This window comes from Bradyrhizobium sp., assembly GCF_036009065.1.
Taxonomy (GTDB): domain Bacteria; phylum Pseudomonadota; class Alphaproteobacteria; order Rhizobiales; family Xanthobacteraceae; genus Bradyrhizobium.
On the sequence record NZ_DASYMN010000054.1, the window covers coordinates 1 to 11134 of the forward strand.

The 11134-nt window shown below is 63.1% G+C and carries 11 protein-coding genes; 6 read left to right on the forward strand and 5 right to left on the reverse strand.

From position 1 onward, the window contains the following. Positions 1-535: 535 nt before the first annotated feature. Positions 536-1378, reverse strand: coding sequence for a MoxR family ATPase (locus VGP39_RS03655; protein WP_327566745.1), 843 nt, complete (start codon positions 1376-1378; stop codon positions 536-538). 81 nt (positions 1379-1459) lie between these two features. Continuing rightward, entirely contained in the window at positions 1460-1708 is a 249-nt protein-coding gene (locus VGP39_RS03660; RefSeq protein ID WP_327566746.1) for a GlsB/YeaQ/YmgE family stress response membrane protein, read from the reverse strand. A 180-nt stretch (positions 1709-1888) separates the two neighbouring features. Between VGP39_RS03660 and VGP39_RS03665 the strand changes: the two genes are divergently transcribed. The 5 genes from VGP39_RS03665 to VGP39_RS03685 all read left to right on the forward strand — a co-directional run bounded on the left by VGP39_RS03665 (position 1889) and on the right by VGP39_RS03685 (position 6932). Further along, positions 1889-3064, forward strand: a complete 1176-nt coding sequence (locus VGP39_RS03665) for a VWA domain-containing protein (RefSeq protein WP_327566747.1) — start codon at positions 1889-1891, stop codon at positions 3062-3064. Positions 3065-3236: 172 nt separating this feature from the next. Then, positions 3237-3662 carry a rhodanese-like domain-containing protein gene (locus tag VGP39_RS03670; RefSeq protein WP_327566748.1) on the forward strand — a complete coding sequence of 142 codons (426 nt, stop codon included), beginning with the start codon at positions 3237-3239 and terminating at the stop codon, positions 3660-3662. Positions 3663-3778: 116 nt separating this feature from the next. Then, positions 3779-4636 carry a 3-mercaptopyruvate sulfurtransferase gene (gene sseA / locus VGP39_RS03675; RefSeq protein ID WP_327566749.1) on the forward strand — a complete coding sequence of 286 codons (858 nt, stop codon included), beginning with the start codon at positions 3779-3781 and terminating at the stop codon, positions 4634-4636. 119 nt (positions 4637-4755) lie between these two features. After that, the gene (locus VGP39_RS03680; RefSeq protein WP_327566750.1) at positions 4756-5304 is read left to right on the forward strand and encodes a hypothetical protein; all 549 of its coding nucleotides are present in this window, start codon (positions 4756-4758) and stop codon (positions 5302-5304) included. A gap of 134 nt (positions 5305-5438) precedes the next feature. Next, positions 5439-6932 (forward strand): tyrosinase family protein, encoded by a 1494-nt coding sequence (locus VGP39_RS03685; protein WP_327566751.1) that lies wholly within the window; start codon positions 5439-5441, stop codon positions 6930-6932. 264 nt (positions 6933-7196) lie between these two features. Here the strand turns inward: VGP39_RS03685 and VGP39_RS03690 are convergent, their stop codons facing one another. Then, complete coding sequence (locus tag VGP39_RS03690; RefSeq protein ID WP_327566752.1) at positions 7197-7949, reverse strand: hypothetical protein; 753 nt, start codon at positions 7947-7949, stop codon at positions 7197-7199. Between the two features lie 324 nt (positions 7950-8273). Here VGP39_RS03690 and VGP39_RS03695 point away from each other — a divergent pair, with 324 nt between their 5' ends. Then, a complete protein-coding gene (locus VGP39_RS03695) occupies positions 8274-9494 on the forward strand; it encodes a L,D-transpeptidase (protein ID WP_327566753.1) in 1221 nt (406 codons plus the stop codon). A gap of 2 nt (positions 9495-9496) precedes the next feature. Here the strand turns inward: VGP39_RS03695 and VGP39_RS03700 are convergent, their stop codons facing one another. After that, positions 9497-10456, reverse strand: coding sequence for a D-2-hydroxyacid dehydrogenase family protein (locus tag VGP39_RS03700; protein ID WP_327566754.1), 960 nt, complete (start codon positions 10454-10456; stop codon positions 9497-9499). Between the two features lie 112 nt (positions 10457-10568). Beyond that, positions 10569-10775 carry a hypothetical protein gene (locus VGP39_RS03705; protein ID WP_327566755.1) on the reverse strand — a complete coding sequence of 69 codons (207 nt, stop codon included), beginning with the start codon at positions 10773-10775 and terminating at the stop codon, positions 10569-10571. Between the last annotated feature and the right edge of the window lie 359 nt (positions 10776-11134).

Here is an 11134-nt window from a genome sequence, read left to right on the forward strand (position 1 = left end):
GCGGACAGAGCGAGAGCTGGCCGGACCGGGGCCCCGGAACGGTCGATGGCCTGGTTGGTGGAGCGCCGGGAGGCGCTGCGCCTAGCCTTGGGCGCGCGCGGTGCCTTGCCGCGCGAGGTGGGTACGTTAATCCCGCCTCTAAGGGTGCCCGTTGGTGCCCTGGCGCCTCCCGCCGCTCCACCCCCTCGCTTGGGATCGCGAGGGACTGGCAAACCTCGGACGCTTTGCGCCGCGAGAACGCAGAAGTGTGGCTGTTTGAATCTGAGGATCAGATTTAGCACGAGATGCCGCAACACACGTAGCGTCATACGCGGGCTTGACCCGCGTATCCATCCCTCTTCGCAAGAGTCTTTCGAAGGGGATGGATTGCCGGGTCAAGCCCGGCAATGACGATTGTCTCATGTCCCGGGCGCGATGCAGCGCTCTTTGCGCTGCTTCGCAGAACCGGGACCGTCACGAACACCGGCGCTGCGTTAGGGCCCCCAGCTCTGCAGCGCATCGCTACGCGCTGCGCTGCGTCCGGGGCACGGCGCATTCAGACCTCTCGTCTGCTCAGAAACGCCAGCCGCTCGAACAGATGCACATCCTGCTCGTTCTTGAGCAGCGCCCCATGCAGCGGCGGGATCAGTTTGCGCGGGTCGCGCTCCCTGAGCATTTCCGGCGTCATGTCCTCGTTGAGCAGCAGTTTCAGCCAGTCGAGCAATTCCGAGGTCGATGGCTTCTTCTTCAGGCCGGGCACTTCGCGCACTTCGAAGAAGATGCGCAGCGCTTCCTGCACCAGCCGCTGCTTGATGCCGGGGAAATGCACGTCGACGATCCGGTTCATGGTCTCCTGGTCGGGAAATTTTATGTAGTGGAAGAAGCAGCGGCGCAGGAACGCGTCGGGCAGTTCCTTTTCATTGTTGGAGGTGATCATCACGATCGGGCGCAGTTTTGCTTTGATGTTCTCGCCGGTTTCGTAGACGAAGAACTCCATGCGATCCAGTTCGAGCAGAAGGTCGTTGGGAAATTCGATGTCGGCCTTGTCGATTTCGTCGATCAGCAGCACCGGCCGCTTGTCATGGGTGAAGGCGTCCCACAATTTGCCGCGCTTGATGTAGTTGCTGATGTCGGAAACGCGCTGGTCGCCGAGCTGGCTGTCGCGCAGCCGCGACACCGCGTCGTATTCGTACAGCCCCTGCTGCGCCTTGGTGGTGGACTTGATGTGCCAGGTCAGCAGCGGCGCGCCGATCGCCTTGGCGACCTCCTCGGCCAGCACGGTCTTGCCGGTGCCGGGTTCGCCCTTGATCAGCAGCGGGCGCTCCAGCACGATCGAGGCATTGACGGCGATTTTCAAATCATCGGTGGCAACGTAGTCTTTGGTGCCGGTAAATTTCATCGGAAAGTCTGCCTTGCTGTTTCTCTATTAAACACGAAACGACCGCCAGCGCGGCGGTCGTTTTCAGGATGAAGCCGGTCGTCAGGCGCGTCTGACCATCGAGATGATGACCAGAACGATCACGGCGCCGATGGCGGAATGGATAATCGCGGCGATGATGCCTCCGCCCAGAGTGATTCCGAGATACGGCAGCAGCCATCCTGCCACCACCGCGCCGACGATGCCGACGACGATATTTCCGAGCAGGCCGAAGCCGCCGCCCTTGACGATCAGGCCGGCGAGCCAGCCGGCGATGGCGCCTACGATCAGCCAAACGATAATGGAGTCCATGGAATTTCCCCCAGGTTTGAGACGGCAACGGCCCAACTTTAGTTGAAATAATACCGGGGTTCTAGGCCACTGGGGCAGACTTTACAGGATGCATGGCGGCTCCGCGCCTCTAAAAGCCGCGGTCCGGACCTGCGCCACAACCCCTTGACGGATGCCCTATCAAGAGCAAAGTGCTCGCCCATGTTCCTGCAATTCTTCACATCGCTGCGCGACGCCCAGGTCCCGGTGACCCTGCGCGAATACCTGACGCTGATGGAGGCGCTCAACGCCGACCTTGCCGAACAGACGGTGGAGAATTTCTATTATCTATCCCGGGCCTCGCTGGTGAAGGACGAGCGCAATCTCGACAAATTCGACCGCGTGTTCGGCACGGTGTTCAAGGGGCTGGAAAGCCTGCTCGACGCCATGGAGAAGGCGGACATTCCCGCCGAATGGCTGAAGAAGCTCGCCGAAAAATATCTTACCGAGGAAGAGAAGAAGCAGATCGAGGCGATGGGCTGGGACAAGCTCATGGAAACCCTGCGCGAGCGGCTGAAAGAACAGAAGGGCCGCCATCAGGGCGGCAACAAATGGATCGGCACCGCCGGCACCTCGCCGTTCGGCGCGCACGGCTACAATCCGGAAGGCATCCGCATCGGCCAGGAGAAGAACCGCAACTTTCGCGCGGTGAAGGTGTGGGATCGCCGGGAGTTCAAGGATCTCGACGGCAATGTCGAACTCGGCATCCGCAATATCAAGATCGCGCTACGCCGTCTGCGCAAGTTCGCCCGCACCGGCGCGGCGGACGAACTCGATCTCGACACCACCATCAAGGAAACCGCCAACCACGGCTATCTCGACGTCCATATGCGCCCGGAGCGGCGCAACGCGGTCAAGGTGCTGGTGTTCTTCGATATCGGCGGCTCGATGGATTCGCACATCGAGCAGGTCGAGGAATTGTTCTCGGCGGCCAAGACCGAATTCAAGCACATGGAATACTTTTACTTCCACAACTGCCTCTATGAGGGCGTGTGGAAGCAGAATCGCCGCCGCTTCACCGACCGCACGCCGACCTGGGACGTGCTGCATAAATACCCGCACGACTACAAGGTGGTGTTCGTCGGCGACGCGTCGATGAGCCCTTACGAGGTCATGGTGCCCGGCGGCTCGGTCGAGCACGTCAACGAAGAGGCGGGATCGGTTTGGCTGGAGCGCGTCACGCGGACCTATCCGCACGCGGTGTGGCTCAACCCGGTGGCGCAGCGGCACTGGGATTATTCGGAATCCACCACCATCATCCGCCGGCTGTTTTCGCAGCGCATGTATCCGATCACCATCGAAGGATTGGAGAGCGCGATGAAGGAACTGGTGCGGTGAACACTTGTCCCGGACGCGGTGCGGCATTCTTCATGCCGCTCCGCAGAGCCGGGACCCCGGTTAAACGCCATCGTTACCGGGACCCCGGCTCTGCAGCGCACCGCTCCGCGAAGGGCTACGCGCTGCGCTGCGTCCGGGGCACGAGTCAAGAGAGTTGGACAAAGGATCTTCAATGCCCCAGACCATCCACCGCGGCATCAAGGCGATGATCGACGAGGCCAATGCCGAGATCGAAACCGTGAGCGCGGCCGATGCCATCGCGGCCTACCACAGCGGCGCCGACAGCGAGGTGGTGATTGTCGATATCCGCGACCCCAGAGAGATCGAGCGCGACGGCAAGATCCCCGGCGCATTCTCCTGTACCCGCGGCATGCTGGAATTCTGGATCGACCCGCAAAGCCCCTATGCCAAGCCGATCTTCCAGGGCGACAAGAAATTCATCTTCCATTGCGCGGGCGGCCTGCGCTCGGCGCTCGCCGCCAAAACCGCGCAGGACATGGGCTTGAAGCCGGTCGCGCATCTCGGCGGCGGCTTTGCCGCCTGGCGCGACGCCGGCGGCCCGGTGGAAAAGTGGGAGCCGAAGAAGGCGAAGGGTTAGTTTCGTCATACGCGGGCTTGACCCGCGTATCCATCACTCTTCGAGAAGACTCTTTCGAAGAAGATGGATTGCCGGGTCAAGCCCGGCAATGACGGGAGTGTGGGGGAGATTGCATAATGACATCCACCGACGATCCGCTTGTCTCGACCGATTGGCTCGCCGCCCATATCGACGACCCCAAAGTTCGCATCGTAGACGCGTCGTTCAAGCTGCCCGGCGTCATGCCGCTGCCGATCGATGATTATCTCGCCGCCCATATTCCGGGTGCGGTATTTTTCGACGTCGACGCGGTTTCCGATCACTCGGTGCCGCTGCCGCATATGTATCCGGACGCCGCCCAATTCGCGCGCGATGTCGCAGCGCTCGGCATTTCCAGCGGCGACACCGTGGTGGCCTATGATTCCGGTGGCTGGGTTGCGGCACCCCGCGCGTGGTGGATGTTTTTGTCGTTCGGGCATGGCAACGTCAAAGTGCTCGATGGCGGTCTGAAGAAGTGGGAAGCCGAGGGTCGTCCGACGCATTCGGGCAAGGTGACGCCAAAACCCGGGAAATTTCAGGCAAAGCTCGATCCGAATTTCGTCCGCAGCAAGCAACAATTGGTCGCCAACCTGGACACGCATGCGGAACAGCTGATCGATGCGCGTCCGCGCCCACGCTTCGAGGCCACGGTGGCTGAGCCGCGACCGGGTCTTCGCGGGGGACACATCCCCGGCAGCCGCAACGTTCCCTATGCCGAATTATTCGACGCCAAGACCGGCGCGATGAAGCCGCTGGGCGACCTGCGGCAGATTTTCAACGGCGCCGGCGTCGAACTGACAAAACCGGTCGTGACGACGTGCGGCTCCGGCGTATCGGCCGCAGTGCTGACGCTCGCGCTGTATCGGCTCGGCGTGCGCGGCACGGCGCTTTACGATGGCTCGTGGTCCGAATGGGGCCTGCCCGATGGGCCTCCGATTGCGACCGGACCGGCCTGAAGAGGTCACGGAAAATTGCTGCGGCCCGGGGTGGTGTGTGCAGTGCGAACCACAATTTAGGCTTTACACGGGAGCACATTCGGCGGCAGCCGCCGCGGCGCGTGCCAGGACGACAGGTCATGCGAACCAGCTATCGTTTTTCCTTACTGCTGATCGCCGGGATGGCGGCGATCACAACCGGTGTCGACCCGATGGCGGCTGAATCGTTTGAAACGCTGGCGACGTCGGCCAGCAAACCCGTGGCGCTTGGCGCCGGGCCGGTGGCCGTGACCCTTGCGCCCGTGGCGGGGAGCGCTGCATCGCTATCCGCACGGGTCGCGACCGCGCGGCAGGGCCGCAAGGTGTACCTCGTTGCAAAGGGGCTCGGCACCAACGAGCAGCCGGAGGCGGTTTATCAGGTCTACCTTGCGCTGCCGGAGGGCGTCGCCCCGAACCCCGATGGACCTCACTATGTGGGTTCGCTGAATTTCTTCAATGCCGCGCGCTATAGCGAGGAAAAGGCAGGGCGGGATCCGCGCTTTTTCAGTTTCGACGTCACGAACTTGCTCAAGACCTTGCAATCCGGCAGGTCCTCGGGCGACCTCGCCACCGTGACCATCGTTCCGATGTCTGCTCCCCGTGCCAGCGCCAAGCCTGTGATTGGCGAAATCGCATTGGTCGAGCAATAAAACTTGCTCTATCGCGAATTTGGACCCGGTCTGAAATTTTAGTAAAACAATTAAAGATTGTATTTTGTTGTGCAGCCGTCTGCGCTGCGGTAAGCTTGCCGTGATTTCATAATGTCATTTGCAAGGAGGTAGTCGTGACGAAACTTTCTCGTCGTAATCTCGTCGCCGGGGGGCTTGCAGGAGCAGGCGCAAGCATATTTCCGGGTTTCATCAAGGAAGCCAACGCCGCGACCGTGACGCGGTTCAACCTGGCATCGCCGAACGGCCAGGCCATGCTCAAGAAATACGCCCAGGCAGTGAAGCTCATGATGGCGCTGCCGCCGTCAAATCCGCTGAGCTGGACCTTCCAGTGGTATACCCACGCGGTTCCGACCAACACCACCAAGGCGGCCGCGATCGCCTCGATCTTCGGGCCAAATCCCTCGCCGCAGAAGGCGCTGGCAACGGCGATGTGGAACACCTGCCAGGCGCATTTCAATCCGGCCGACGAGCCGTACTTCCTTCCCTGGCACCGGATGTATGTCTGCTATTTCGAGCAGATCATTCGACAAGTGCTGCGCGACGCGACCTTCTCGCTGCCGTACTGGAATTATTCGGTGCCGGCCGGTTATCCGCTTCCAAAAGAATTCCGCATGCAGAACGATCCCTTGTGGGGGCCGCTGTTCCGGCCCAACCGCAGGGCCGTCGTCAATGCAGGCCAGCCGATCTTCAACGGGATCGGCGTTGCGATGGACCTCAGTCCGACAAGCGCGCTTTCCCAGCCCACCTATCTGCCGGCCGGCGTTGCGCCGGGCTTCAATCAGGCACTCGACCAGGGTCTTCACGGCAACGTGCACGTCTTCGTCGGCAACGGGCAGGGCATGGGGTCGGTGCCGTGGGCCGCGAACGATCCGATCTTCTGGATGCATCACTGCAACATCGACCGCATCTGGGTGAGCTGGAACAACTCCGGCCACGTAAATCCCGTGACGGCGGCCTGGCTGAACAAGGTATTCGTATTTGCCGGCCCCAACGGACAGGGGGTCAAGGCGGTCGTGAAGGATTATACCAACACCAAGAAGTGCGACTACAAATACGACCAGCTGATCGGTGCGCCGCTGCTTGTCGCCGCCGCCACGTCGCCCAGCGCCGCCGCGGCCGCGCCTGCAACGACGGTGGCGAAGTCGCAAGCCGGGCCGATTGCTCTCGGCGCGGCGCCGGTGCGGGTGAATGTGCAGGCTGCGGCATCACCAGCGGCTGCCGCACCGGGCGCGACGCCGCTCGCAGCCCGGCTGTCCGCGCTGCCTGAGAACCGCCGGCTCTATCTGGTCATCAGCAATATCAAGGCCGATGCCCCGCCCGAGACGGTCTATCGTGTCTATCTCGATCTGCCCGAGGGCAATGCCCCGTCGGATCCGATCAACAGCAACTATGTCGGGTCATTCAATTTCTTCGACGCGGTCCCGCATGGTGACGATCATTCGCAGCACGGCTCGAAGCCGGTCAGCTTCGATGTTACGAACGTCGCGGCGAACCTCGACGCCAGAGGGCTGCTGAAGGCCGATCACACGGTGACGATCGTGCCGTCAGGCGACCCCGCGCCGGACGCCAAGCCGGTCGTCGGCGATATCTCGTTCGTCGAGCAGTAGGAGCGCCGGGGCAAACCGACTTGCCGAGCTGAAATGCGGCCGCGGGCCTAGCGCGTGATGAATTTAGGTTGAAGCGGCTTCTTTACCTCTCCCCGCAGGGGAGAGGTCGAAGCCGGAGCGCAGCGAAGGCTTCGGGGTCTTTCCCCGCGTTCGGTCTCGCTGAAAGTCCCCTCACCGGATCGCATCTGCGATGCGATCCGACCTTTCCCCTGCGGGGAGAGGTGACCTGAACGTCATGGCGATCCGACCTACAGCCATCATGCTCTAGCTGCCGAACGGGTTCGCAGGTTGCTGCGGCGCCGGAGGTGCGGTGCGGGCGCGCTGCGCAATCCTGCGCCGCTTGGTAGCGCGCTTGGTCTGGGCGGATTTCTTGCGCACGGCGGGGGCGAGCTTTGACGGCGCGGGCGTTTCAATGGTCACGGGCGGGCCGCCGAGGGTGGCAATCCTGGTTTGCGCGATGCCGATGCTGTCCTCAAGCGGCGCGGTTGCATGCTCCGGCGTAGTCACGGGGGCCGGATTCGGCTCGGTCGGTGTCATCTCGGCGACCGCCGCGACTGTTGTCTCGACGGGTGGCGACGGCGCCTCGGTCTCCGCCGGTGCCTCGGCCGGAACCGGTGTTTCGGTTGCGGCAATTTCGGGCGTGGGCGTTTCGGAGTGTGATGAACTTTCCGCCGGTGTTGCGAGGTCGGTCAGCGCCGCGATCTGGTCGGGCCCGGATGCGGGCTTCTCCGGCTCTGCCGGCGCCGCGCCGATCCCCGCTTGATCCTGTGCGTAGTCCGATGTCGCCAGCTTTGCGGCGGCCTGATCCAACGCCGGCGGTTCGACGGCCAGCATCGCCAGCGTCGGCTTGGCGTCGCTCTGCCGTGCAAATATCGTCTCCGGCGGCCCGCGCCGCGAGGGGATGCTGGCAAATTCCTGGTGCGCCGCGCGCAGTAGGGCCGCCGCGCCGAGGCCGAAAATCAGCATCGATATCGCCAGCACGATTGCGCCGAGCAGGAAACGGAAGCCGGGAAGCATGAAATGGGTTCCGTCTTCGCCGGGATGTCCGCGAAGGCCTTCAGGGAACGCGGTGACGACAGGACCGCCCAGCTCGGCGCCAGAAGGCAGCGAATCAAGCTGATTCGAGAATAACCGTAACCTCTCGGCCAGGATCATTACAAATCCAGCGTTTGACCCGTTGGCGACGCCTTTTTGCCAATGCGGCATCTTGGCCACGCCGGTCCGGGGCGTGATAATATCTCGGAATCGCGGCCAAATTCGCAGATTTGTCTTGAATGCGCCGCTATCCTCCGTCATCTGGCCGTTAACGATCCGGTGTCGGCTTGGGATTATACAAGGGCGATGATGATCAAACGAATTCTGACCATTTTGGCGACCGTCGCGGCGGGCGCGGCGGGAACCTCGCTTGCGCTGGCGCAGGTTTATCCGCAGGCCCCCGGATCCGGCTATTCCCGCGACCCAAATTATCCGCCCGGCGGCTATCCGGCTGGTCAGCGCGATGCCCGCGAAGTGCCGGCGGATTTCGACGCGCTGGAAGACGATGAAGTCCAGCGCGGCCCCGGTTCCACCGCGCTGTCCCCGCCCGGCCCAATTCTGTCGCCGGCCGATCCGCGCTACGGCCGCCCCGTCGGCGCTCCGGTCTATTCCGACCGCGCGGTGCCGCAGGGTCCGATCCTGTCTCCGGACGATCCGCGCTATGGCCGTCTCGATGGACCGCCGCCGGTGATCTATTCGGACCGTCCGGGTGCGCCGCCGCAGCCGATTTATTCGGACCGCGGCGGCGACAACCGCATTCCCGGGTCGGGCTTCATCTATCCGAACGAGGACCGCGCGTTGCGGCCGCCCGAGGCCATCGGCCCGCCCGGCGCCGTCACCGGTTCGGTGCAGCCGCCGCAAGCAGGGGACGGCAGGCCGATGGTGCTGTCCGCGCTGCCGCCCGACGAACAGCCCGAGGTTGGTCCCGCGCAACTGCCGCCGAACCTGCGCCGCCAGGAAGTGAATTTCGCCACCAAGGAGCCGGCGGGTACGCTGATCGTCGATACTCCCAACACCTACCTTTATTACGTGCTTGGTGGCGGGCGTGCGATCCGCTACGGGGTCCGCGTCGGCCGTGACGGCTTTACCTGGACCGGCACGCAAAAAATTTCGCGCAAGGCGGAATGGCCGGATTGGCATCCGCCGACTGAGATGATCGAGCGCCAGCCCTATCTGCCGCGCTTCATGGCCGGCGGTCCCGGCAACCCGCTCGGCGCCCGCGCGATGTATCTCGGCTCTACCGTCTATCGCATCCACGGCACCAACCAGCCGTCGACCATCGGCAAGTTCGTGTCCTCGGGCTGCATCGGCATGCTCAATGAGGACGTCTCGGACCTGTTCGAACGCGTCAAGGTCGGCACCCGCGTGGTGGTGTTGCCCGGCGGCGCTCCGCCGACATCGACTGCGACAGCCTCGGCGCAGCCGATGCCCGGCCCGAACGCCGGCGCACTGCCGCCGATGTCCGGGGCTCCGGGTACGGGGCCGACGGTGGTGCCGCCGCTGCCCGCTCCGGTGACGGTGCGATAGGACTAAGCCAACCGTCTCACCGGCTCGCCCTTGAGCCACGCGCCGATGCCCTCGACCATCTGTCGATAATGGTTGCGAAAACCTTCCTCGGTGACATAGCCGAGATGCGGGGTCAGCACGATGTTGTCGAGCTTGCGGAACGGGTGATCGACCGGGAGCGGCTCGACCGAAAACACGTCGATCCCGGCGCCGGCGATCTTCTGGTGCTGCAGGGCTTCCAGCAGTGCGGCTTCATCCACGATCGGTCCGCGCGCGGTGTTGACGAGGTAGCTGGTCGGCTTCATCCGCGCCAGATCCTCGCGTCCGACCAGCCCGCGTGAGCGCTGGCTCAGCACCACATGGATGGTGACGATGTCGGCGGCGGAGAACAACTCTTCCTTGCTGGCATAGCCGACGCCGACTTCCTTGCAGCGCTCCGGCGTCAGGTTCGGGCTCCATGCGATCACGTTCATGCCAAAGGCTTGCGCAAGTTTTGAGACCTTGCTGCCGAGTTTTCCGAGGCCGAGCACGCCCAGCGTCCGGCCCTCGATCTCCAGGCCGACGAATTTCTGCAAGCGCTCGCCGGCATGCATGCGCGCGCTTTCGCGGCCGATATTGCGGGTCAGTTCGAGAATGATGCCCATGGTAAGCGGCGCGGTGGGATCGCGGCCCCATTGCGTCCCGCACAGCACGACGTTGTGCTCTTTGGCGGCATCCAAATCGATCGCCGCATTGCGCATGCCCGAGGTGATCAGCAGCTTCAGATTGGGCAATGCCGCGAACAACGCGCGGGGAAACGGCGTGCGCTCGCGCATCGCGCAGATGATCTCAAAATCCTTCAGGGCACTGGCGGCAGCCTCGGTGGAGGCGAACGGCTCGTTGAATACGGTGACATCGACGCGGTCCATAAGCTGCGACCAGTCGGCCACCTTCGTGGAGAGGTTCAGGTAGTCGTCGGTAATTGCACAGCGCAGCCGCGTCATGGCGAAGTCCATCCATCGGGGTGGTGGCAGCGGGAAGCGCTGCCTCGGGATGGAGCATGGTCGCGCGCAACGCCGGCGCGCGCAAGCGCCCGCCCGCTAAATACGCGTGAGATCAGGTCGAATGCAGGTTCGAGGAGGGCACGTGCTTGGCGCGCCAGGCGGGACCGGGGCCGCGCATGTAATGCTGTTCCGGCCGATAGGGATGGAACGCCGCGACGATGAATTGATGCCAGAACTCGCGGATTTCGCCAACCAGCCCAAGCTGGCGAGTCTGGCTCTCTGGTGACTGGGATGAGGACGAAGATACGATGGTTGCCATGGCGCGTTTCTGCCGGTTGCCCGGCGATTTCCCTATGCGAAAATCGCCCCAAACGTTGCAAGGGCAGTCTTGGCGGGATTGATTAAAAAGCTGTTTTTATTGTCCGGACCGGCCGAGTGGCCGTTGTTAGGCTTGCTAAATTGTTAAGGCCGGTTGCCCTTTTGCAACAGCGCCGCTACATCAGCGCCAGCAAATCTCCACACATCACGGGTTTTCAAGGAACACGATGGCGCGCCAGTTCGTCTATTTCATGCAGGGTCTGTCCAAGACCTATCCGGGCAACCGCAAGGTGCTCGATAACGTCCATCTGTCGTTCTATCCCGACGCCAAGATCGGCGTGCTCGGCGTCAACGGCTCCG